We start from the raw sequence: 21,456 nt of genomic DNA, 5'->3' as shown, positions 1-21,456 counted from the left end.
GGCGTGTCGGGCAGGGTGGATCCACCCGGGGCTGCAGTCAGCGGCGGCCGGCCACCACCAGGGTGATGCGGTCGGACGTGGTCGTGATGCCGGCGTCGTTGGTGGTCGCGGCGGTGACGCGGTGGGCGCCGCGCTGGGTCACGGGGGTGGCGAGCGTGCAGGTCCACGCGCCGTCGGCGTCCACCTCCGCGGTGCACCACGGGGCGCCGTCGGCGCCGGTGACGGTCAGGTGCGCGCCGGGCTCGGCGGTACCGGACAGCGTCGCGATGCTGCGGACCGGTCGGCGCGGCGCCGGGTCGGTGACCGCGGGCACGACGGGCTCGGCGGCGGAGGAGAACACCTCCTGCTCGAGCACGGGGCGCAGGCGCTGCTCCATCTCGTCGTCGGTCACGTAGTCGCGCAGCGCGCCGTCGTCGAGGTAGTTGCCGATCGCCGCGACGACCATCGCCTGGTCGAGCGAGAGGTACCGCTCGGCGACCGTGCCGGACCGGACGGCCACGGCGTCGTAGAACCCGCCGGGCCCGTAGGCGCCGAGCTCGTCGCGCAGCTTCGTCAGGTTCTGGACGACGCCCCGCGGGTCGTACTCCAGCCCGAGGAACGCGGCGTGCGGCGTGACGACGCCGTCGCCGAACTCGGGGTCGGGGTTCGTGCCCTCGCGGCAGCCGGCGAACCCGGCGTCCACGTCGGTCTCGCCGTCGGACAGGTAACCGTCGGAGCGCATGCCGAGCGAGTCGACCCCGTACTCCGCGTACCCGCCGAACGGGTTGCTGGCGGGGGAGAAGCCCCAGTACCCGTAGCCGGCGACCTCGAGGCCGTGGCGCTGCTGCGCCTGGACGACCAGCGGGTGGTTGACGCCCCAGGACCGCGGGGCCCACTCGGACTCCGGCACCAGCATGTCGGGCATCAGCGCCTCGAACATCGAGCCGCCCCACCCGGGCACCAGCGCGGTGTCGCCGTCGTGGTAGACGCCCTCGTAGACCGGGACGCCGTCGTAGGTGCGCGTGACGCCGCTCGGCCGCTGCTCCTGCCAGCTCCAGTCGCACGTCGACGGGAAGGTGCGGTAGGTGCCCCAGTACGCCTCGGGCGGGATCTCCCCGTCGGTGATGCCCAGGTACAGGGCGATCCGGGTCTCGGAGACCGTGGTGTCGTAGTGGTGGCAGGTGTAGAAGACCGTGTCGCCGCCGGTGTAGTTCCCGGGGACCGAGCAGCCGGACGGCTCCTCGTCCCAGAACCCGCCGCGGATCAGGCCGACGCCGAGGTCGGGCCGTCCCTCGGGGTTGTAGTACACGCCGAAGTGCATGCCGTCGTAGAGCCCGCGGGCCTCGTCGGCGAGGGTCGGCTCGGCCTCGGCGACCACGCGCAGCGCCGCGGCCAGCCAGCCGTTGTCGACGGAGCTGAGGAAGTGCTCGACGGGTGCGCCGTCGTCCGGCCAGGTGTCCACGCGGGCGCCCGTGGCCGGGTCGTACCAGTTGTAGTACATGCCGCTGGCGTCGTGCCGGTCCATCGTCTGCAGGGTGTCGATCGTGGTGGTCAGCCGCGCGCGGGCGTCGTCCGCGTCGATGACCCCCAGGTCGCGGGCCACCACCGTCGACCAGAGGTAGCCGCCGATGTTGGTCGGGGAGGTGTAGGCGCTGGCGGTCGCGGGGTCGAGGGCACCCTCGATGTTGTCCGCGACCAGGCCGGTCGCCGGGTCGGTCATCGCGTCGAGCGACGTGTAGGTGTCGGCCAGCCAGGTGCGCAGCAGGCCCTCGTCGACCTGCCCGTGACCGGGCCCGCCGTGACCCGGGCCGCCGTGACCGGGCCCGCCGTGGCCGGGACCGCCGCCCGCGGGGACCGCCGCCGCGGCGGGGACCAGCGCGGCGCCGGTGCCGGCCAGCACGGCGGCGAGCCCGAGCGCGGCGACCGACCGGGCGCGGCGGTGCCGGGGTGCGGGACCCGGGGTGGGCCGGTCCGCGGCGGGCGCGGGGGAGTCGGGGTGACGCCGGTCGGCGGCGTCGGGTGCTTCTCGCATCGGGCACGTCCTCGTGATCCGGGGGCGCCGAAATTTCGACACCCGTTGTCGAAAGAGCGCCAGCACCGTACCCGCGCATCCGGCTCCCGGCAACGCCCCGACCCCGCGCCCGCCCGACGCCGCCCGCCCGACACCGGGTACGCCGACGCCCCGGCGACCGCGAGGGTCACCGGGGCGTCGGTCGAGCGCTCAGCGCACGGTCTACAGGCCGACCTCGGCCTCGAACGCGCCCTCCTCGATCCGCTGCTTCACGGTCATGAGGTACCGCGACGCGTCGGCGCCGTCGACCAGGCGGTGGTCGTACGACAGGGCCAGGTAGCACATCGACCGGATCGCGATGACCTCCTCGCCGTCCGCGTCCTTGATGACGACCGGGCGCTTGACGATCGCGCCGGTGCCGAGGATCGCGGAGGTGCCGCCGGGGACGATCGGCGTGTCGAACAGCGCGCCGCCCGAGCCGGTGTTCGTCACCGTGAAGGTCGCGCCGGACAGCTCGTCCGGGGTGACCTTGTTGGCGCGGGTGCGCCCGGCCAGGTCGGCGATCTTGCGGCCGATGCCCGCCAGGTTGAGGTCGCCCGCGTCGCGGATGACCGGCACGACCAGGCCGCGCTCGGTGTCCACCGCGATGCCGACGTTCTCGGAGCCGTGGTAGGTGATCTCCTTGCCCTCGAGCACCGCGTTGATCTTCGGGTGCACCTTGAGCGCCTCGACCGCGGCCTGCACGAAGAACGGCAGGAACGTGAGGTTGACGCCCTCGCGGGCCTTGAAGGAGTCCTTCGCCTTCGCGCGGAGCCGGGCCACCTTGGTGACGTCGACCTCGACCACGCTGGTCAGCTGCGCCTGGCTGTGCAGGGCGTCGACCATGCGCTCGGCGATGACCTGCCGCAGGCGGCTGGCCTTCTCCGTGGTGCCGCGCAGCGGCGAGGGCTCGACGGCCTTCGACGCCGGGGCCGCGGACGGGGTCGCGGCGGGCGCCGGGGCGGCGGCCTTCGCGGCCTGCGCCGCCTTCTCGGCCGCCTCGAGGACGTCCTCCTTGCGGATGCGGCCGCCGACGCCGGTGCCGGTCAGGGTCGCCACGTCGACGCCCTTCTCGGCGGCCAGCTTGCGGACCAGCGGGGTCAGGTACGACCCGCCGGCCTGCGGCGCGGGGGCAGCAGCAGCGGCCGGAGCCGCAGCGGGGGCGTCCTGCTTCGGCGCGGGCACCGGGGCGGGGGTGGCGGCGGGCGCCTCCTCCTTCGGGGCCGGAGCCGGGGCCGCGGCCGGGGCGGCCTCGGCGGGGGCGGACGCGGCCGGCGCGGCCGAGCCGGAGCCCGAGCCGATCACCGCGAGCGGGGCGCCGACCTCGGCGGTCTCGTCCTCGCCGACCAGGATCTCCTGGAGCGTGCCGGCGAACGGCGACGGGACCTCGGTGTCGACCTTGTCGGTCGAGATCTCGAGCAGGGGCTCGTCGACCTCGACGGAGTCGCCGACGGCCTTGAGCCAGCGGGTGACGGTGCCCTCGGTGACGGACTCGCCGAGCGCCGGGAGGACGACCTGCTGGCCGTCGCCGGAGCCGGAGCCGGAGTCGGCGGCCGGGGCGGCCTGCTCCTGCGCGGGGGCGGCCTCGACCTCGGGGGCCGGGTCGGCGTAGCTCTCGCCCTGCGTGTCGGCGGGGGCCTCGGCCTGCTCGGCCGGGGTCTCCTGGGCCGGGGTCTCCTGCGCGGAGCCCGAGCCGGAGCCGTCGCCGATCACGGCGAGGACGGCGCCGACCTCGGCGGTCTCGTCCTCGGCCACGAGGATCTCCTCGAGCACGCCGGCGAACGGCGACGGGACCTCGGTGTCGACCTTGTCGGTCGAGATCTCGAGCAGGGGCTCGTCGACCTCGACGCGGTCGCCCACGTTCTTGAGCCAGCGGGTGACGGTGCCCTCGGTGACGGACTCGCCGAGAGCGGGAAGCTGCACGTTGTCGGACATGACCGCTCGTGCCTCCTTCGAAGTTCGTGTGGTCAGTTGTGGGCGTGCAGCGGCTTGCCGGCGAGCGCGAGGTGCGCCTCCCCGAGAGCCTCGTTCTGCGTGGGGTGGGCGTGCACGAGCTGCGCGACGTCCTCCGGGTAGGCCTCCCAGTTCACGATGAGCTGGCCCTCCCCGATGAGCTCGCCGACGCGGGCGCCGATCATGTGGACGCCGACGACGGGGCCGTCCTTCTGGCGCACGAGCTTGACGAAGCCCTGCGTCGCGAGGATCTGGCTCTTGCCGTTGCCGCCCAGGTTGTACTCCAGGGTCTCGATCGCGTCGGCCCCGTGCACCTCCTTGGCCTTGGCCTCCGTGAGGCCGACCGAGGCGACCTCCGGGTCGGAGTAGGTGACGCGGGGGATGCCCGACTCGACGATCGGCTGCGGGTTGAGGCCCGCGATCTCCTCGGCGACGAAGATGCCCTGGGCGAAGCCGCGGTGCGCGAGCTGCAGGCCCGGGACGATGTCGCCGACGGCGTAGATGTTGCCGACGCCGGTGTGCAGGCGCTCGTTCGTGAGGACGAAGCCGCGGTCCAGGGTCAGGCCCTGCTGCTCGTAGCCGAGGTCCGCGGTGCGCGGGCCGCGGCCGACGGCGACCAGCAGCACGTCGGCGTCGAACGTCTTGCCGTCCTCCAGCGAGACGTGCACGCCGGAGTCGTCCTGGGTGACGCCGGAGAACCGGACGCCCAGGTTGAAGTTGATGCCGCGCTTGCGGAACGCGCGCTCGAACGCCTTGGACAGCGCCTCGTCCTCGTTGGGGACCAGGTGGGGGAGCGCCTCGATGATCGTGACGTCCGCGCCGAACGACTTCCACACGCTCGCGAACTCCGAGCCGATGACGCCGCCGCCGAGGATGATCGCGGACTTCGGGACGAAGTCCATCTTCAGGGCCTGGTCGGAGGTGAGCACGCGGCCGCCGATCTCGAGGCCGGGCAGCGAGCGGGCGTAGGAGCCGGTGCCGAGGATCACGTGGCGGCCGGTGACGCGCTCGCCGTTCACCTCGACGGTGTCCTGGGCGACGAGCTTGCCGTAGCCCTCGAACACGGTGATCTTGCGGGACTTGATGAGGCCCTGCAGGCCCTTGTACAGGCGGGCGATCACCGAGTCCTTGTACTCGTTGACGCCGTTCATGTCGATGCCCGTGAGCTCGGTGTGCACGCCGAAGTGCGCACCCTCGCGGGCGTTGTCGGCCAGCTCCGCCGCGTGCAGCAGGGCCTTGGTCGGGATGCACCCGTTGTGCAGGCAGGTGCCGCCGACCTTGTCGGCCTCGATGAGGGCGACGCTCAGGCCGAGCTGGGCGCCACGGAGCGCGGCCGCGTAGCCGCCGCTCCCTCCGCCCAGGACGACGATGTCGAAAGCGGACCCGGTCGTGTCGGACACGTGTTGACTCCTCCGGCGCAGGCAGTGGTGGGACGCGGTTGTCCGTGGCCCATCTTGTCATCTCCCTCTGGGCCCGACGACCCAGATGACGGGCCGCGACGTGTGATTCTGGGAACAGTCATCCCATGTCTTGTCCGGCCGGTGCCGTCGCGAGCGACGCTGGGCCTCCCGGGTGAATCCCAGCGCGCGTCCAGGGAGCGCCGTTACCCTCCCGGCATGGGTCTGTTCTCCCGCCGCCGCCGCAGCGCCGATCCCGTGGCCGCCGACGCGCCGCCGACCGGCCGCGCCGCCCGCGAGGAGACGCTGGCGCACCTGCGCGAGTTCACCGCGACGCGGGTCGGGGTCGAGGCCTACCTCGAGCCGCAGACCAACGTCACGCAGACGACCCTCATGCTCATCGCCACGGACGGGGAGTGGACCCGGCGCCGCGTCCCGGACGCGAAGGCGGGGTACGAGATCGCCCGGACCCTCGGGATCCCGGTCTACGACGTGCAGCGCACCGGCTACCCGCAGCGGATGCGGGACTGGAACAGCCGCCAGCGCATCGAGCGCCAGCGTGCCCAGCGCGAGCGCGCGGCCCGCCGCGCCGTCGACCCCCGCTGACGCCACCCGCCCGGCGCGAGCCCACCCGCACGGCGCGACGCCGAGACAGGACCGCCGCGCCGAGACAGGGCACCCGGGGGTCCTGTCTCGACGCGGCGGACCTACTTCGGCGCTGCGGCGGTCGGGTCAGCGCTCCGCGCGGGCCTCGAGCAGCGCGAGCAGGGTGCGGACGCCCACGCCGGTGCCGCCGACGGGGGTGTACCCGAACGCGGCCTTCTCGTTGAACGCGGGACCGGCGATGTCGAGGTGCGCCCACGGCGTCGTCCCGACGAACTCCTGCAGGAACAGGCCGGCGCTGAGCATCCCGCCGAACCGGTCCCCGATGTTCGCGATGTCCGCGACCTTCGACTTCAGCCCGGCGCGCAGGTCGGCGGGCAGCGGCATCGGCCAGAACTGCTCGCCCGCGGCCTCGGCGGCGTCGACGACCTCGGTGCGCGGGCCCTCGGCACCCATGACCGCGGACACCCGCGGGCCGAGCGCGACCAGCTGCGCGCCGGTCAGGGTCGCGATGTCGAGCACGACGTCGGGCTTCTCCTCGACGGCGGCGACCAGGCCGTCCGCCATGACCAGGCGGCCCTCGGCGTCCGTGTTCAGCACCTCGACCGTCTTGCCGCCGCGGATCGTGATGACGTCGGACGGGCGCTGGGCCGTGCCGGACGGCATGTTCTCCGCGAGGCACAGCCAGCCGGTCACGGCGACGGGCAGCTCGAGCCGGGCGGCGGCGACGACGGTGTGCAGGACGGCGGCGGCGCCGGCCATGTCGGACTTCATCGCCTCCATGCCCGCGGCGGGCTTGATGGAGATGCCGCCGGAGTCGAACGTGATGCCCTTGCCGACGAGCGCGACCTTCGCGGCCGGTCGCGACGGCGTGTAGGAGACCTTGACCAGGCGCGGCGGGCGGGCCGAGCCCTGGCCGACGCCGAGGATGCCGCCGTAGCCGCCGGCCGCGAGGGCCTTCTCGTCCAGGACGGTGATCTTCACGCCCTTGGCGCCGGCGTCCTTGACCGCGGTCTTCGCGGCGTCGGCGAACGCGGCGGGGTACAGGTCGTTCGGGGCGGCGTTGACCAGGTCGCGCACGCCGTGCACGGCGGCGGCCAGCACCTCGGCGCGGGCGAGCGCCTTCGCGGCGGCCTTGTCCCGGGCGCGCGGGGTGAGCACCGCGATCTCCGCGACCGCCGCGTCGGCGTCGCCGGTGCGGTAGCGGGTGTACGCGTAGGCGCCGAGCAGGGCGCCCTCGGCGACGGCGGTCAGCTGCGTGAGGTCCTCGGCGGGCAGGGCCACGGCGACCGAGGCGGTGCCGGTCAGCTCGCGCAGCGCGGCGCCGGCGGCCCGGCGCAGGGTCTCGGCGTCGGGGGTGGTGCGCTCCTCGAGCGCGCCGACGCCGGTCAGCACGACGACCTTCGCGGCGAGCCGGCCCGCGGCGGGCAGCCGGCGGACCTCGTCGGTCGCGCCGGTGATGCCGAGCACGCCGGCCAGGTCGGACACCTGGGTCGCGATCTCGGTCGGCAGCCAGTCGGCACCGACGACGCGGGGGCCGTCCGGGCTGCTGGCGACCGCGACGACGAGGGCGTCGGCGGTCTGGCGGGTGGGGTTCGCGGAGGTCAGAGTCACTCGGGGCACGCAGGCGATGCTATCGGTGCGACCGGTACCGTGGGACCCCGTGACTCCGCCCCTCCTCTACGCCGTCGCCGCGGCGGCCCTGCTGCTCGCCGGCTGGTCCGGGTGGTTCGCGGTCCGGGACCGCGCCGTGGTGCTCCGCCAGCTGTGGGGCGCGGCCGTCGTCGAGGGGCTGATGCTCCTGCAGGCGGTCGTCGCGGGCGTCCGGCAGGCGACCGGCGCCGAGCCCGCGGAGCCCCTCGTGTTCTGGGGTTATGTGGTCACGCAGCTCGTCCTGCTGCCGGCCGCCGCGCTGTGGGCGTTCGCCGAGCGCAGCCGGTGGTCCTCCGTCGTGCTCGTCGTGGCGGCCGTCGCCGTCGCGTTCCTGCAGCTCCGCCTGAACCAGACCTGGGGGTCCTGATGACCGCGCCCGCACAGCCGGCCCGCCGCAGCACCGCGTCCGGTCCGGGCCGCGTGCTCGTGGCCGTCTACGGCGTGTTCGCCCTCGCGGCGACCGCCCGTGCCGCGTTCCAGATCGCCGAGAAGTTCGACGAGGCGCCGCTCGCCTACCTGCTGTCCGCGCTGGCGGGGGCCGTCTACGTCGTCGCGACGGTCGCCCTCGCGCAGGACTGGCGGCGGGTCGCGTGGGCCGCGGTCCTGGTGGAGCTCGCGGGCGTGCTGGTCGTCGGGACGCTCTCGGTGCTGGACGCGGGGGACTTCCCCGACGAGACCGTGTGGTCGGTGTTCGGCCAGGGCTACGGGTACGTGCCGCTGGTGCTGCCGTTCCTCGGGCTCGCGTGGCTCCGGCGCACCGGGTCCCGCCCCGCGCGCCCCGCCGGCCAGTAGGTTGGTCGACGTGTACGACCTCCTCTTCCGCACGGTCTTCGCCCGCATGGACCCCGAGCGCGCGCACCACCTCGCGTTCGGGGCGATCCGCGTCGCCGCCCGCGTGCCCGTCGTCAACGGCGTGCTGCGCTCCGCGTTCGCGCCCCCGACCACGGGTGCCGTCCAGGTCCTGGGCCGGACGTTCCCGTCGGCGTTCGGCGTGGCGGCAGGGTTCGACAAGAACGCCGTCGGGGTCCCGGGGCTGACGATGCTGGGCTTCGGGTTCGTCGAGGTCGGCACGGTCACCGCGTGGCCGCAGCCGGGCAACGAGGCCCCGCGGCTGTGGCGCGTGCTCGACCGCCGGGCGCTGCGCAACCGGATGGGCTTCAACAACGAGGGCGCCGTCGCGGTCGCCCGGCGGCTGCAGCGGCTGCGCTCGACGCCCGCGGGGCGCGCGCTCGTCGTGGGCGTGAACATCGGCAAGACGAAGGTGACCCCGCCCGAGGACGCCGCGGACGACTACGCGACCAGCGCCGGGCACCTCGCGCCGTACGCCGACTACCTCGTGGTCAACGTGTCCTCCCCGAACACGCCGGGGCTGCGGGACCTGCAGTCGGTCGACGCGCTGCGCCCGATCCTGCAGGCAGCCCGCGCCGCGGCGGACGAGTCGGCGGCCACCGCACGCCGCCCCCGGGTGCCGCTGCTCGTGAAGATCGCCCCGGACCTCGCGGACGCGGACGTGGACGCCGTCGCGGACCTGGTGCTCGAGCTCGGCCTGGACGGCGTGGTCGCGGTCAACACGACGATCGCGCACGACCTCGGCGAGGGCGGCCTGTCGGGCCCGCCGCTGCTGGACCGGGGACTGGTCGTGGTCGCCCGGCTGCGGCACCGCCTCGGTGCGGACGCCGTGGTCGTGGGGGTCGGCGGCGTCACCTCGCCGGCCGACGCCCGGGCGTACCTGGCCGCCGGTGCCGACCTCGTCCAGGGGTACACGGGGTTCATCTACGAGGGGCCGTTCTGGGCGTCGCGGATCGGCCGGGCGCTGGCCCGCGACGCCGCAGCGACCCGTGTGACCCGCGCGACCCGGCGGACCGCCTGATGGTGCTGCAGCCCCACTGGGCGTGGGAGCTGGTCGCCGCGAACGGCACGGTCCTGGACCGCCCGGTCTCGCCGGTGTTCACCACCCGGTACGACGCCGAGGAGTGGCTCGGCGCGCAGTGGCGCGCGCTGCGCGACCAGGGGGTGCGCACCGCCGCGCTGCGCAACGACGGCGCGCCCGTCGCGCCGGTGCACGACCTCGCGGTCGTGCCGGAGCAGGTGTCCGGGGCGCCGCGCGCCTGACCGGCGTCAGACCAGGGCACCCGGGGCGGAGGCCCCGAACGCCCCCGTGTCGGCGACGCCCGGCTGCCCCAGCGCGGCCCACGCCAGCGCGAGGCCGTCGACCGCGCGGCGCAGCTCGTCCGGCTCGGCGGTGAACGGCAGCCGCAGCCGGTCCTCCAGCCCGCCGTCGACCCCGAACGCCGGGCCGGGTGCGACGCGGACCCCGTGCGCGAGCGCGAGCGAGGCGAGCGCCGACGACACGGGGGCGCCGAGGTCGACCCACAGCGTGTGACCGCCGGGCGGCACGCTGAACCGCCAGCCCGGCAGCCGGTCGGCCAGCAGCCCGGCGAGCAGGTCGCGGCTCGCGCGCAGCTGGTCGCGCCGCTCGACCAGGGGCGCGTCGCCGAGCCGGAGCAGCTCGGTCGCCACGAGCTGGTCGATCACGGCGGTGCCGAGGTCGGCGCTGCGGCGGGCGTAGCCGAGCCGGGTCACCAGCTCGGCCGGGCCGCGCAGCCAGCCGACCCGCAGGCCGCCCCACCAGCTCTTCGACATCGACCCGATCGCGACGACGCGCGGCGAGGTGCCGTCGCCCGACCAGGACGCGGGCGCGGGGCCGTCGAGGGTCAGGTCCGTGAGCACCTCGTCGCCCGCGACCACCGTCCCGGTGCGGCGAGCCAGGTCGCGGACCCGGGCCCGGCCCTCGGCGTCGAGGCTGGCGCCGGTCGGGTTGTGGTGGTCCGGGATCAGGTAGACGAGCCGCGGGGCGACCTGCCGGACCGTGGACTCGAGCAGGTCGAGGTCCGTGCCGCCGCGGCCGGTGGGCACCGGGACGGGGCGGGCGCCGACGGCCCGCACGGCGGCGATGGCGTGCGGGTAGGTCGGCTGCTCGACGACGACGCGGTCGCCCGGGCCGGCGTGCGTGCCCATCAGCAGCGCGATCGCGTGCTGCGCGCCGGTCGTCACGAGGACCTGCTCGGGCCGGGTGGGCGTGCCGCGGGCGGTGTACCGGTCAGCGATCGCGGCCCGCAGCGCGTCGAGGCCCAGCGGGAGGTAGCCGTGCCCGCAGTGCCGGGGGAGCTCCTCGACCGCGCGAGCCACCGCGTCGTGCAGGGCGGCCGGGGCGGCGCACGCGGCGATGGTCAGGTCCACGAGGCCGTCCGGGGCGAGCGGCTGGTGGGCGGACCGTGCGGGGGCGGGTCGCGGGGCGGTCGGGCTCGTCCGCGCCGGCCGGCCGGGGGAGTCGCCGGGCAGGGCGGTGACCGTGCCGGAGCCCTGGCGGCTGAGCAGGTACCCCTCCTCGCGCAGCAGCCCGTACGCTCCGGTCGTCGTGGTGCGGGAGACGCCGAGCGCGGCGGCCAGCTCCCGCTCGCCGGGCACGCGGGTCGCGAGCGGGAGGTCGCCGGCGAGCACGGCCCGCCTGACGGCGTCGGCGAGCGCCGCGTAGGCGGGGCCGGGGCGCCGCCACTGCCCCAGGACGGCGGCCAGGCCGGTGCCGCCGATCCGGCGGTCGGGGACGAGGAGCGAGGACATGAGGCCACTCTTGCGCAAGTGGCTATCGAATGGAAGGCCACTTCGGGTCGAGACTGAGGCCATGTCCGCTGAACTCGATGCCACCTCCGGGACCGACCCGGTGACCGCCACGCCGGCCCCGGCCGACTCGCCCGACCCCCGCGCCGTCCGTCGCGGCACCCAGCTGCTCGCCGGCCTGGTGCTCTACGCCCTGTCGATGGCGATGCTCGTGCACGCCGCACTGGGCAACATGCCCTGGGACGTCCTCACGCAGGGCATCTCGAAGCAGGTCGGCTGGTCGTTCGGCAGCGTCACCCTGGTCATCAGCGTGCTCGTCCTCGCGTGCTGGATCCCCCTGCGGCAGCGCCCCGGCATCGGCACCGTCGCGAACGTGCTCGTCATCGGCGTGCTGGTGGACCCGTTCCTCGCCCTGATGGACCTGCTCCCGGAGGTCCTGCCGCTCTGGTCGCGGATCGCGCTGACCGCCGCGGGCATCGTGCTCAACGGCGTCGCCGGCGGCCTGTACATCGGCGCGCGCCTCGGCCCGGGACCCCGCGACGGCCTGATGACCGGCCTGGTCGGGCGGACCGGCTGGCCGATCGGACCGGTGCGGATCGGCATCGAGGTGGTCGTGGTCGCCGCGGGCTGGCTGCTCGGCGGGACCGTCGGCGTCGGCACCATCGCCTACGCCCTCGGCATCGGGCCGCTCGTCCACGTGCTGCTGCCGCGGCTGACCGTGCCGGTCCGGGCGCGGGGCTGACGCGCGGTCTCCGGTGGTCGGGAGCGGCGTCCGACCGGCGTCGGCTCGGTAGGGTGGGCGCCGCCCGGACTCCTCGGGCGACCATGCTGAGCAGGGGGAACACGGTGCACCGCATGCGGACGGTGACGGCCCGGTGGGGTGCGCTCGCGCTGCTCGCGACGGTCGTCGCCTCCTGCGCGGGGCCCGGACGAGACCAGGCAGGGCCGTCGCCGTCCGGCTCGCAGGCGGTCCGGCCCTCGATGGAGTCGGTGCTGGACCGCTATGAGGCGATGGAGCGCGACATGGTCGCGGCGCTCGACGAGCAGCTGCCGGGACTGACCTGGGAGGTGAACTCCGGGGGGCTCGGGCTCGTCCGCGCGGGCTGCGCCGACGAGGACGCGAGCGACACGGCGGAGGAGGTGAGCCTGCTCAAGCACATGGCGCCCGGCACGCTGGACCCCGCGGACTGGCACCGGTCGGTGGAGGTCGTCCAGTCGGTCGGCGAGCGGTACGGGTTCGGCAGCGTGACGACGGTCGTGGACCGGCCGGACGACCTCGAGATCATCGGGGAGGACGGTTTCGGTGGTCGGTACCGGTTCGGCATGGCGGTGAACACGATCCTGTCGGTGACCACGGGCTGCCACGAGTGGGACGCCGTCCCCGCCGAGGGCGGCGAGCGACCGTCGCCGATCGTCGGATGACGGGACGGGACGCCGACTCCCTCAGCGGGACGAGCACGGGACCGTCGGGCCACGCGCAGGCTGCGGCTGACGACCGTTGCCGGGGCCGGCCTGTGGATATCGGCATCCGACGGGCTGCCGCTGGGTAGGGTGAGCGCGCACCTGGATGCGCCGGGCGGCCAGGATCGGCGGGACGTTCACCAACGACGACGCGCGACTGGCGCTCGTCCTGAGCAAGATTCAGGGACTTGATGAGATCGAGATCGTGATCGGGCGAGATAACCGCCAGTTGTTGGTGCTGGACATCGACGGGTCCCGAGAACTGATGGCTGCCGTCGCGGTCGGGGATGTCGACTCCGCCGATCACGTTGCAGTCTTCACACCCGGTCTTGGCACCACGGTGCAGAAGGATCTCTCCCGGTACGACGACAGCATGCGAGCGCTCTGGGAGACGGCGAGGGACGAGTCCGAGCTCTACGGTGACGGCGGGTCGGTCGCCACTGTGTCCTGGCTGGGTTACGAGGCACCGCAGATGTCAAAGGTCTACGACCTGGGCGGAGGATCGGTAGTCAGCCCTGCAGCCGCGGAACAGGGTGCCGTCCGACTCGCCGACTTCTATCGCGGTGTCGACGCCTCGAGATCGGTCGATCCGCACCTCACAGCAGTCGCACATTCCTACGGTTCGACGACCACCGGGTACGCGTTGCGGGAGCAGACGGGGGTGGACTCCGCGGTGATCTTCGGCTCGCCGGGCATGGGGATATCAGAGATTGGCGAGCTCCACGTCCCGGAAGGCCAGGTTTTCCGGATCGAGGCGCGCAACGACGTCGTCGCGGACCTGCAGCGCTTCGGGCTCGACCCCAGTCACGTCGGTGGCATCGAAGGCCTCTCAGCCGAGGAATCGGCTGTCGATGGTCGGTCGCTCGCCGAGTCCACGGGGCATTCCGCGTACTTGCGAGCCGACACGACGAGCCAGCACAACATCGCAGCCGTCGTCGCCGGCACGTCCGAGCGCATGGTGCGCGACGACGGGCGCGGCCTCGGTGACGTGCTGACCTGGCCCGTGCCGTGGACACGATGACGCGCCCGGATCGGATTCTGGGTATCAGCCTCCTGCTGGTACTCGTCCTTGTCGGCTGCGGACGGAGCGACGTGAACGACGACGAACGAGAGCAGGTGACGACGGTGAGCACGCGACCGCCGATGGAGGACGTCCTCGACCGCTACGACGCGATGCAGCGTGACATGGTCGCGGGGCTGGCCGCCGAGCTCCCGGGTCTCGAGTGGCGTGCGAACGACGACGGCATGGGCATGGTCCGGTCCGGCTGCGGGGACGACGGGGCGAGCCCGACGGGTGAGAAGGTCAGCATGCTCAAGCACGCTGCGGACGGGACTCCCGCACGCCAGGACTGGGACCGTGCGGTCGAGATCGTGGAGGAGGTCGGCCGCGGTTACGGGTTCACCGACCTGACGCCCGTCGTCGACCGGGACGAGGACCGGATCGTCATCGGGGAGGACGGGTTCGGTGGTCGGTACCGGTTCGGCATGGCGGTGAACACGATCCTGTCGGTGACCACGGGCTGCCACGAGTGGGAGACGGTTCCGTCGGGGGACTACGAGCGACCGTCGCCGATCGTCGGATGACGGCGCGCGGCGCTGGAGCCGGTGGGCAACGCGCTCGGGCGTCTCTCGTCGCCGCCGCCGTGGCCGTGCTCGCCGCGTTCGCCGGGGGAGCGGACCCGGTGACGCTGGACGGACGGCCCTCGATGGAGGAGGTCCTCGACCGCTACGAGGCGATGGAGCGCGACATGGTCGCCGCCGTGGAGGCCGAGCTGCCCGGGCTCGCGTGGCAGGTCGAGGGCGACGGGGTCGGTCTGACGCGGTCGGGGTGCGTCGAGGACGTGACGCCGGACCGTGCGGAGAGCCTCAACCTCGTCGGGCTCTGGGCCCCGGGCACGCTCGACCCCGCGTCCTGGCGCGCGTCCGCGGAGGTGGTGCGCGGCGTCGGCGAGCGGTACGGGTTCGACGACGTGACGACGCTCGTGGACCGGCCCGACGACCTGGAGCTCGTCGGGCAGGACGCGTACGGCGGTCAGTACAGGTTCGGCATGGCCGTGAACACGATCCTGTCGGTGTCCACCGGTTGCCACGAGGGGGGCGCCGTCCCCGGCGAGGAGTACGAGCGCCCGTCGCCGCTGGGTGGCTGACCGGCGAGGCGGCCGACCGGCCCCGGGACGAGTACGACGTAGGGCCGGCCCCCGAGGGGACCGGCCCTACGTCGTACCCGCGCAGTGTCAGCGCGAGGTGGGCGAGTTCTTCGCCGTCTCCTCGGGGTCGGTCACCACGGCGTCGCCGAGGATCTCGTCCATCCGCGTCAGCAGCTCCGCCGGGATCTCGACGCCGGACGCCTTGACGTTCTCGACGACCTGCTCGGGACGGGACGCGCCGATGATGGCGGCGGCGACGTTCTGGTTCTGGAGCACCCACGCCACCGCGAGCTGCGCGAGCGACAGCCCGAGCTCGTCGGCGATCGGCTTCAGGTCCTGGACGCGCTGGAGCACGTTCGGGCGGTCGAGGAACGACTTGACCATCCGCGCCCCGCCCTTCTCGTCCGTGGCGCGGGAGCCCTCGGGCAGCGGCTGGCCGGGCTTGTACTTGCCGGTGAGCACGCCCTGCGCGACGGGGGACCAGACGATCTGCGAGAGGCCGAGCTCCTCGGACGCCGGGACGACCTGCTCCTCGATGACCCGCCACAGCGCGGAGTACTGCGGCTGGTTGGAGACGAGCTGGAAGCCGAGCTCCTTCGACAGCGCGTGGCCGGCGCGGATCTGGTCCGCGGTCCACTCGCTGACGCCGATGTAGAGGGCCTTGCCGGAACGGACGACGTCGGCGAACGCCTGCATCGTCTCCTCGAGCGGCGTCTCGTGGTCGTAGCGGTGCGCCTGGTAGAGGTCGACGTAGTCGGTCTGGAGGCGCTGCAGGGAGCCGTCGATGGACTCCATGATGTGCTTGCGCGACAGGCCGGTGTCGTTCGGGCCCTTGGGGCCGGTCGGCCAGTAGACCTTCGTGAAGATCTCGAGGGACTGCCGGCGCTCGCCCTTGAGGGCCTCGCCGAGCACCTCCTCGGCGACCGTGTTCGCGTACACGTCGGCGGTGTCGAACGACGTGATGCCGTTGTCGAGGGCGGCCCGGACGCAGGCGGTCGCGGCGTCGTTCTCGACCTGCGAGCCGTGCGTGAGCCAGTTGCCGTAGGTGATCTCGGAGATCTTGAGGCCGGAGCGGCCCAGGTGGCGGTAGTTGACCATGACACCACCCTAGGCCGGTCGGCGGGCTGCGCTACTCCGGGTAGTCGCCGTGCTTGACCTGCGGCTTCGGCAGGCGGGCGCGGCGGATCTGGAACACGCGGGTGATCGCGTACATCATCAGGCCGCGCTGGCCCGCCGCGTCGGCGCCGAACTTCGCGGTCAGCTTCTTGCGCAGCCGGCGCCACATGATGACGACGTCCACGACCATCGCGATGATGAAGACGTACAGCAGCACGAGGCCGAGGAACGCGAGCTCCGCGCTGATGCCCGTGAGCAGCATGTTGAGCAGCAGCATGACGATCGCGACCGGCAGGAACAGCTCGCCGAGGCTCCAGCGGGCGTCCACGTACTGCCGGACGTACCGGCGGACAGGGCCCTTGTCCTTGGCCGGCAGGTAGCGCTCGTCGCCGGTCTGCATGGCGGCGTACTGGCGGTCCCGCTCGACGCGCTGGGTCGCACGGGCCTCCTTCGCGGCGGCCTTGCGGTCGGCGGGCACCAGGGGGCGCCGGTTCGCGGCCTCCGCCACGCTGCGCTTGGGCGTCGGGCGACCCTTCTTGGACCCGGGGACCTCGACCATGCCGGGGGTCTCGGGGGTCAGGGGCGTGGAGTCCGCCTGCGCGGTGCTGTCCTTGCTGCGTCCGAACACCGCTCCAGAGTAGTCGAGTAGCGTGGCGATCCGTGACAGAGCCCACGCCCACCACCGCGTCCCCGTCCGTGACCGACCCCGCCGTGGTCGCCGACCTGCGCGCCCGCGTCCGCGACGCGTTCGCCGGCGTCCGCGCGGACCTCGAGGCCCTCGTCCGGGTCCCGAGCGTCTCCAACGGCGACTTCGACCAGGCGCACGTCGCCGCCAGCGCGGAGCACGTCGCCCGCCTGCTCGGCGAGGCCGGCCTGCCGGAGGTCCAGGTGCTCTCCGTCGAGCGCCCCGACGGCACCCCGGGGGCGCCCGCGGTCGTCGCCCGCCGGCCCGCCCCCGCCGGCGCCCCGACCGTCCTGCTCTACGCCCACCACGACGTGCAGCCGCCCGGCGCCCGCGAGGACTGGGACACCGACCCGTTCGAGCCCACCGAGCGCGACGGCCGCCTGTTCGGGCGCGGCGCGGCGGACGACAAGGCCGGCGTGGTCGCGCACCTCGGCGCGCTGCGGGTGCTCGGCGACGAGCTCGGCGTCGGCGTCACCGTCTTCGTCGAGGGCGAGGAGGAGATCGGGTCGCCGTCGTTCACCCGGTTCCTGCACACGTACCGGGACCTGCTGGCCGCCGACGTCATCGTCGTCGCCGACTCGTCGAACTGGAAGGTCGGCGTCCCCGGGCTGACCACGTCGCTGCGCGGGCTCGTCGACCTCGAGGTCGAGGTCGCGGTGCTCGACCACGCGGTGCACTCGGGCATGTTCGGCGGCCCGGTGCTGGACGCCGTCACGCTGCTGTCCCGCCTGATCGCGACGCTGCACGACGACGCCGGTGACGTGGCGGTCCAGGGCCTGGTGTCCGCCGCCGACCCGGTCGTCGACTACGACGAGGCGGCGCTGCGCGCCGACGCGAGCGTGCTGGACGGCGTGGCCCTCGCCGGGACCGGCCCGCTGACCGCGCGGCTCTGGACCCGCCCGACGATCGCCGTGATCGGCCTGGACGCCCCGCGCGTCGCGACCGCGTCGAACACCATCGCCCCGAAGGCCACCGCGAAGCTGTCGATGCGGATCGCTCCCGGGCAGGACCCCGTCGCCGCGCTCGCCGCGCTGCGCGCGCACCTGGAGGGCCACGCCCCGTTCGGCGCCCGCGTCACCGTGCGCGACGGCGAGCTCGGCAAGCCGTTCCAGGCCCCCGCCGACTCGTCGGCCATGCAGGCGGCGCGCCGGGCGTTCGCGGACGCCTGGGGCACCGAGCCGGTCGACATCGGCATCGGCGGGTCGATCCCGTTCATCGCCGACCTGCTCGAGGTCTACCCCGACGCGGCGATCCTGGTCACCGGCGTCGAGGACCCGGACTCCCGCGCGCACGGCGCCAACGAGTCGGTGCACCTGGGTGAGCTGGAGAAGGTCGTCCTCGCCGAGGCCCTCCTGCTGACCGGCCTGGCCCGCCCGGCCTGACGGGTCCCTCCCGCAGGGGTGGAGTGGTCCTGCCCGACGCGCCCGGCGTGTCGCGCAGGGCCATTCCACCTCGCGCCGGTCGGCTGCACGCCCCCGGGTCAGTACTGGATCTGGCGGCGGACGGCCGCGGACGCCGCGGGCGACTCCAGGCGGGACACGAGGTGCAGCGCCATGTCGATGCCGGCCGAGACGCCCGCGGACGTCACCACGTCGCCGTCGTCGACGAAGCGGGCCTCCGTGTCGATCATGACGCTCGGGTCGAGCGCGGCGAGCTCGCCCAGCGCGGCCCAGTGGGTCGTGGCGGGTCGCCCCGCGAGCAGGCCCGCGGCCGCGTAGACGAGCGCCCCGGTGCACACCGACGTCATCAGCGGCGTCGTCGCCCGGACCGTGCGGACCCAGGCGAGGTGGTCGGCGTCCTGCGCCAGCAGCCGGGTCCCGCGCCCGCCCGGGTGCACGACGACGTGCAGCGGACCGACCTCGTCGCGCGACGTGTCGGGCACCAGCCGCAGCCCCTTCGCGCACCGGACGCCGGCCCCGTCGGCGGAGAACGTCACCACCTCGGGGCGCAGCGGGGACATCGCCGCCCACGCGGCCAGCACGTCGTACGGGCCGACGACGTCCAGCTCCTCGGCGTCGTCGAACACGACGACCCCCACCCGCAGCGGGTTCCCGGTGCTCACGTGCGATCCCCCCTCACGCGCGGTGCGGTCGAGGTCAGTACCCCGGCAGCGCCAGCATCTGGTCGAGCGCGACGCGCGCCCAGTGCGCGTCGTCGGCGTCCACGACGATCCGGTTGACGACCCGGCCGTCCCGCAGCGACTCCATCGCCCAGACCAGGTGCGGCAGGTCGATGCGGTTCATGGTCGAGCAGAAGCAGACCGTCGAGTCGAGGTACGAGATCTGCTTGTCCGGGTGCGCGGCGGCGAGGCGGCGGACCAGGTTGAGCTCCGTGCCGATCGCCCACGCCGACCCCGCGGGCGCGGCGTCCAGGGCCTGGATGATGTACTCCGTCGACCCGACCATGTCTGCGCCGGTGACGACCTCGTGCTTGCACTCGGGGTGCACCAGCACGGTGACGTCCGGGACCGCCGCGCGCACGTCGAGCAGGTTCTGCTCCGAGAACCGCCCGTGCACCGAGCAGTGCCCGCGCCACAGGATCATCCGCGCGTCGCGGAGCTGCTGGGTGGTCAGGCCGCCGTTCGGCTTGCGCGGGTCGAACACGACGCACGCGTCCAGCGGGATGCCGAGCGCCAGCACGGCGGTGTTCCGGCCGAGGTGCTGGTCGGGCATGAACAGCACCTTGCCGGTGCCGTCGACACCGCCGACCTGGTCGAACGCCCAGCGCAGTGCGACGTGCGCGTTGGAGGACGTGCAGACGGTGCCGCCGTGCCGGCCGGTGAAGGCCTTGATCGCGGCCGTCGAGTTCATGTAGGTCACGGGCACGGTGTCCTGCGCGATGCCGGCCTCGACCAGCACGTCCCAGGCGTCCTCGACCTGGTCGATGGCGGCCATGTCGGCCATCGAGCAGCCCGCCGCCAGGTCCGGCAGCACCACCTGCTGGGTGTCGGACGTGAGGATGTCCGCCGACTCGGCCATGAAGTGCACCCCGCAGAACAGGATGAACTCGGCGTCGGGGCGCGCCGCCGCCTCGCGGGCGAGCTTGAAGGAGTCGCCGGTGACGTCGGCGAAGTCGATGACCTCGTCGCGCTGGTAGTGGTGGCCGAGCACGAACGCCCGGTCGCCCAGGTCCGCGCGTGCGGCACGGGCCCGCTCCACGAGGTCGGGGTCGCTCGCGGCGGGCAGGCCGCCGACGCACTCGACGCCGCGCTCGGACGCCAGGTCCGTGCCCTGGCCGAGCAGCAGGAGGGCGGAGGCGGCGGGCTCCGCGAAGGTCACCGGGGGATCGAGCAGCGTCACGCGCAGGATCATCCCACAGCGACGCCGGGCGGCGGCCGGGACCCGCACCACCGCCGGCCCGACGGGGGCGTGCGAGGATCGCCGGCGTGCACGTCCTCGTCGCCCCCGGCCGGTTCGACGCGCGCCCCGACGACGTCCCGGCGGCGCTCGGCGGCAGCCCGTCGACCTCGCCCGCCCCGGACCCCTGGCCCGCGCTCACGGCAGCCGAGGCGGTCGCGGCGGTCACCGACGGCTGGCGCACGGTCGCGCCCCACGACGTCCTGGAGCCGCTGCCGCTGTCCGACGGCGGTCCGGGCCTGCTCGACGCGGTGCGCGCGGCCCGCGGCGGGGAGCTGCTGTCGGTCACCACGACCGACGCCCACGGCGCGGTGGTCCCGGGTGCGGTGCTGGTGCTGACCGAGCCGTCGGGCGCGCGGACGGCGTACGTCGACGGCGCGCTCGCGCTGGGCGCGGCGGACCCGGCGGCCCTGCCCGTGACGGCCACGACCTCCGCGGGCCTCGGGACGCTGCTCGCCGCCGCCCTCGACACCGGGGCGGGCCGGGTGGTCGTCGGGCTGGGCGGGCGGCGGACGGTCGCGCACGACGCCGGCGCCGGGCTGCTCGCCGCGCTCGGTGCCGTGCCTGCGGGCGCGGCACGCGGGGTCGACGCCGCCGCAGGGCTCCGCGAGGCCGACCTGCAGGAGCTGGCCGCGCTGCGGGCCGCGCTCGCCGGGCGGGACCTCGTGGCGCTGCACGCGCACGACCTGCCGCTGCTCGGGATGGGCGGCGCGTCCGCGGACCTGGTCGAGGGCGGGCGCGCGGACGCCGCGGCGGCGCAGGACGTCGAGCGCGCGGTCGCGGCGTTCGTGCACGCCACCGCCGCGGCGGCCGGGTCGACGGGCCGGCGGGACCTGCTCGGGTCCGGCGTGACGACCGGTGCCACGGCGGGTGCGACGACCGGCCCGGGCGGCGGTGCGCGACGCGCGCCGGGGTCGAGGGCCGCGCTGGCCGCCGGATCCGGGGCGGGCGGCGGCGCCGGGTACGCGCTCGGTCTGCTCGGCGCGCGCCTGCTGCCGGGCGCGGCGTGGGTCGCGGACGTCGTCGGGCTCGCGGGGCGCGTCGCCGAGGCCGACCTGGTCGTGACCGGCACCGGCGTGCTCGACGGGCTCGCGCTCGAGGACGGGGTGGTCGGCTCGGTCGCCGCCGCGGCGCTGCCGCTCGGCGTGCCCGTCGTCGCCCTCGCGGCCCAGCTGCGCACCGGCCGCCGCGACTGGGGCGCCGCGGGGGTCGCCGGCGGGTTCGCGGTGCTCGAGGGCCCCGGCGACGTCGAGCGGTGGCAGGCCGACCCGACCGCCGCGCTGCGGGCGCGGGTCCCGCGGATCGCCCGGACCTGGTCGCGCTGAACGGGCGCCGCCCACGCGCCCCGCGCACGGCCGCGCCGGTCCCGTGGTGCCGCCCGACTCCGGGCGTACATTGGGAACAGATCACGCGGGGGTGCGGTTGTGCTGGACGCGAC

21 protein-coding genes are annotated in these 21,456 nt (G+C 74.6%); 12 read left to right on the top strand and 9 right to left on the bottom strand.

Going from position 1 to position 21,456, the window contains the following annotated elements:
- Window positions 1-37: 37 nt before the first annotated feature.
- The 3 genes from AC1VL8_RS16015 to lpdA form a co-directional block, all read right to left on the bottom strand.
- Window positions 38-2,011: a glucoamylase family protein gene (locus AC1VL8_RS16015; protein ID WP_483075847.1), complete on the bottom strand. Its 1,974-nt coding sequence runs from the start codon at window positions 2,009-2,011 to the stop codon at window positions 38-40.
- A gap of 201 nt (window positions 2,012-2,212) precedes the next feature.
- Window positions 2,213-3,964 carry a 2-oxoglutarate dehydrogenase, E2 component, dihydrolipoamide succinyltransferase gene (gene sucB, locus AC1VL8_RS16010; protein ID WP_483075846.1) on the bottom strand — a complete coding sequence of 584 codons (1,752 nt, stop codon included), beginning with the start codon at window positions 3,962-3,964 and terminating at the stop codon, window positions 2,213-2,215.
- Window positions 3,965-3,996: 32 nt separating this feature from the next.
- Window positions 3,997-5,382 (bottom strand): dihydrolipoyl dehydrogenase, encoded by a 1,386-nt coding sequence (gene lpdA / locus AC1VL8_RS16005; protein ID WP_483075845.1) that lies wholly within the window; start codon window positions 5,380-5,382, stop codon window positions 3,997-3,999.
- 216 nt (window positions 5,383-5,598) lie between these two features.
- Here lpdA and AC1VL8_RS16000 point away from each other — a divergent pair, with 216 nt between their 5' ends.
- On the top strand, window positions 5,599-5,985 hold the full coding sequence (locus tag AC1VL8_RS16000) for an oxidoreductase (protein ID WP_389229910.1): 387 nt from the start codon (window positions 5,599-5,601) through the stop codon (window positions 5,983-5,985).
- A 126-nt stretch (window positions 5,986-6,111) separates the two neighbouring features.
- Here AC1VL8_RS16000 and AC1VL8_RS15995 read toward each other — a convergent pair whose 3' ends face one another.
- On the bottom strand, window positions 6,112-7,605 hold the full coding sequence (locus AC1VL8_RS15995) for a leucyl aminopeptidase (protein WP_483075844.1): 1,494 nt from the start codon (window positions 7,603-7,605) through the stop codon (window positions 6,112-6,114).
- Between the two features lie 40 nt (window positions 7,606-7,645).
- Between AC1VL8_RS15995 and AC1VL8_RS15990 the strand changes: the two genes are divergently transcribed.
- Genes AC1VL8_RS15990 through AC1VL8_RS15975 form a run of 4 tightly spaced genes read left to right on the top strand, consistent with a single transcriptional unit; the run spans window position 7,646 to window position 9,747 of the window.
- Window positions 7,646-8,002: a hypothetical protein gene (locus AC1VL8_RS15990; RefSeq protein ID WP_389229904.1), complete on the top strand. Its 357-nt coding sequence runs from the start codon at window positions 7,646-7,648 to the stop codon at window positions 8,000-8,002.
- A complete protein-coding gene (locus AC1VL8_RS15985; RefSeq protein WP_483075843.1) occupies window positions 8,002-8,427 on the top strand; it encodes a hypothetical protein in 426 nt (141 codons plus the stop codon). Before AC1VL8_RS15990 ends, AC1VL8_RS15985 begins: the two co-directional genes overlap by 1 nt.
- Before the next feature lie 10 nt (window positions 8,428-8,437).
- Entirely contained in the window at window positions 8,438-9,505 is a 1,068-nt protein-coding gene (locus AC1VL8_RS15980; RefSeq protein WP_483075842.1) for a quinone-dependent dihydroorotate dehydrogenase, read from the top strand.
- On the top strand, window positions 9,505-9,747 hold the full coding sequence (locus AC1VL8_RS15975; RefSeq protein ID WP_483075841.1) for a hypothetical protein: 243 nt from the start codon (window positions 9,505-9,507) through the stop codon (window positions 9,745-9,747). The genes AC1VL8_RS15980 and AC1VL8_RS15975 overlap by 1 nt, the downstream gene beginning before the upstream one ends.
- A 6-nt stretch (window positions 9,748-9,753) precedes the next feature.
- Here AC1VL8_RS15975 and yczR read toward each other — a convergent pair whose 3' ends face one another.
- Window positions 9,754-11,256, bottom strand: a complete 1,503-nt coding sequence (gene yczR / locus AC1VL8_RS15970) for a MocR-like transcription factor YczR (RefSeq protein ID WP_483075840.1) — start codon at window positions 11,254-11,256, stop codon at window positions 9,754-9,756.
- Window positions 11,257-11,317: 61 nt separating this feature from the next.
- Here yczR and yczE point away from each other — a divergent pair, with 61 nt between their 5' ends.
- The 5 genes from yczE (at window position 11,318) to AC1VL8_RS15945 (ending at window position 14,861) form a co-directional block, all read left to right on the top strand.
- Window positions 11,318-11,995: a membrane protein YczE gene (yczE, locus tag AC1VL8_RS15965; protein WP_483075839.1), complete on the top strand. Its 678-nt coding sequence runs from the start codon at window positions 11,318-11,320 to the stop codon at window positions 11,993-11,995.
- Between the two features lie 113 nt (window positions 11,996-12,108).
- Window positions 12,109-12,675, top strand: coding sequence for an LppA family lipoprotein (locus AC1VL8_RS15960; protein ID WP_483075838.1), 567 nt, complete (start codon window positions 12,109-12,111; stop codon window positions 12,673-12,675).
- 145 nt (window positions 12,676-12,820) lie between these two features.
- On the top strand, window positions 12,821-13,735 hold the full coding sequence (locus AC1VL8_RS15955) for an alpha/beta hydrolase (RefSeq protein WP_483075837.1): 915 nt from the start codon (window positions 12,821-12,823) through the stop codon (window positions 13,733-13,735).
- A complete protein-coding gene (locus AC1VL8_RS15950) occupies window positions 13,732-14,298 on the top strand; it encodes an LppA family lipoprotein (protein WP_483075836.1) in 567 nt (188 codons plus the stop codon). Before AC1VL8_RS15955 ends, AC1VL8_RS15950 begins: the two co-directional genes overlap by 4 nt.
- 59 nt (window positions 14,299-14,357) lie before the next feature.
- Window positions 14,358-14,861, top strand: coding sequence for an LppA family lipoprotein (locus AC1VL8_RS15945; protein ID WP_483075835.1), 504 nt, complete (start codon window positions 14,358-14,360; stop codon window positions 14,859-14,861).
- Between the two features lie 87 nt (window positions 14,862-14,948).
- Here the strand turns inward: AC1VL8_RS15945 and AC1VL8_RS15940 are convergent, their stop codons facing one another.
- Together AC1VL8_RS15940 and AC1VL8_RS15935 are read right to left on the bottom strand one after the other, a co-directional pair.
- Complete coding sequence (locus AC1VL8_RS15940) at window positions 14,949-15,959, bottom strand: aldo/keto reductase family protein (RefSeq protein ID WP_483075834.1); 1,011 nt, start codon at window positions 15,957-15,959, stop codon at window positions 14,949-14,951.
- Between the two features lie 31 nt (window positions 15,960-15,990).
- A complete protein-coding gene (locus AC1VL8_RS15935) occupies window positions 15,991-16,605 on the bottom strand; it encodes a DUF3043 domain-containing protein (protein WP_389229869.1) in 615 nt (204 codons plus the stop codon).
- A 32-nt stretch (window positions 16,606-16,637) separates the two neighbouring features.
- On the opposite strand from AC1VL8_RS15935, the gene AC1VL8_RS15930 reads away from it, so the two are divergent.
- Window positions 16,638-18,044 carry a M20/M25/M40 family metallo-hydrolase gene (locus AC1VL8_RS15930; protein WP_483075833.1) on the top strand — a complete coding sequence of 469 codons (1,407 nt, stop codon included), beginning with the start codon at window positions 16,638-16,640 and terminating at the stop codon, window positions 18,042-18,044.
- Between the two features lie 98 nt (window positions 18,045-18,142).
- Here the strand turns inward: AC1VL8_RS15930 and AC1VL8_RS15925 are convergent, their stop codons facing one another.
- Both AC1VL8_RS15925 and nadA read right to left on the bottom strand, forming a co-directional pair.
- On the bottom strand, window positions 18,143-18,724 hold the full coding sequence (locus tag AC1VL8_RS15925) for a DJ-1/PfpI family protein (RefSeq protein ID WP_389229864.1): 582 nt from the start codon (window positions 18,722-18,724) through the stop codon (window positions 18,143-18,145).
- A gap of 34 nt (window positions 18,725-18,758) precedes the next feature.
- Window positions 18,759-19,973, bottom strand: a complete 1,215-nt coding sequence (gene nadA / locus AC1VL8_RS15920) for a quinolinate synthase NadA (protein WP_483075832.1) — start codon at window positions 19,971-19,973, stop codon at window positions 18,759-18,761.
- 74 nt (window positions 19,974-20,047) lie between these two features.
- Here nadA and AC1VL8_RS15915 point away from each other — a divergent pair, with 74 nt between their 5' ends.
- On the top strand, window positions 20,048-21,343 hold the full coding sequence (locus tag AC1VL8_RS15915; RefSeq protein ID WP_483075831.1) for a glycerate kinase: 1,296 nt from the start codon (window positions 20,048-20,050) through the stop codon (window positions 21,341-21,343).
- Window positions 21,344-21,456: the final 113 nt, after the last annotated feature.

This window comes from Cellulomonas sp. KU4C, from assembly GCF_056868065.1.
The sequence above is the reverse complement of the archived record's forward strand: the minus strand, read 5'-3'. Positions and strand labels throughout refer to the sequence as shown.

Bases quoted from the DNA above. Each gene is read 5' to 3' on its own strand.
- AC1VL8_RS15975 (WP_483075841.1), top strand. From the start codon at position 9,505: ATGGTGCTGCAGCCCCACTGGGCGTGGGAGCTGGTCGCCGCGAACGGC.
- AC1VL8_RS15940 (WP_483075834.1), bottom strand. From the start codon at position 15,959: ATGGTCAACTACCGCCACCTGGGCCGCTCCGGCCTCAAGATCTCCGAG.
- yczR (WP_483075840.1), bottom strand. From the start codon at position 11,256: ATGTCCTCGCTCCTCGTCCCCGACCGCCGGATCGGCGGCACCGGCCTG.
- yczE (WP_483075839.1), top strand. From the start codon at position 11,318: ATGTCCGCTGAACTCGATGCCACCTCCGGGACCGACCCGGTGACCGCC.
- AC1VL8_RS15960 (WP_483075838.1), top strand. From the start codon at position 12,109: ATGCGGACGGTGACGGCCCGGTGGGGTGCGCTCGCGCTGCTCGCGACG.
- AC1VL8_RS15985 (WP_483075843.1), top strand. From the start codon at position 8,002: ATGACCGCGCCCGCACAGCCGGCCCGCCGCAGCACCGCGTCCGGTCCG.
- AC1VL8_RS15955 (WP_483075837.1), top strand. From the start codon at position 12,821: ATGCGCCGGGCGGCCAGGATCGGCGGGACGTTCACCAACGACGACGCG.
- AC1VL8_RS16000 (WP_389229910.1), top strand. From the start codon at position 5,599: ATGGGTCTGTTCTCCCGCCGCCGCCGCAGCGCCGATCCCGTGGCCGCC.
- AC1VL8_RS16015 (WP_483075847.1), bottom strand. From the start codon at position 2,011: ATGCGAGAAGCACCCGACGCCGCCGACCGGCGTCACCCCGACTCCCCC.
- sucB (WP_483075846.1), bottom strand. From the start codon at position 3,964: ATGTCCGACAACGTGCAGCTTCCCGCTCTCGGCGAGTCCGTCACCGAG.
- AC1VL8_RS15950 (WP_483075836.1), top strand. From the start codon at position 13,732: ATGACGCGCCCGGATCGGATTCTGGGTATCAGCCTCCTGCTGGTACTC.
- nadA (WP_483075832.1), bottom strand. From the start codon at position 19,973: ATGATCCTGCGCGTGACGCTGCTCGATCCCCCGGTGACCTTCGCGGAG.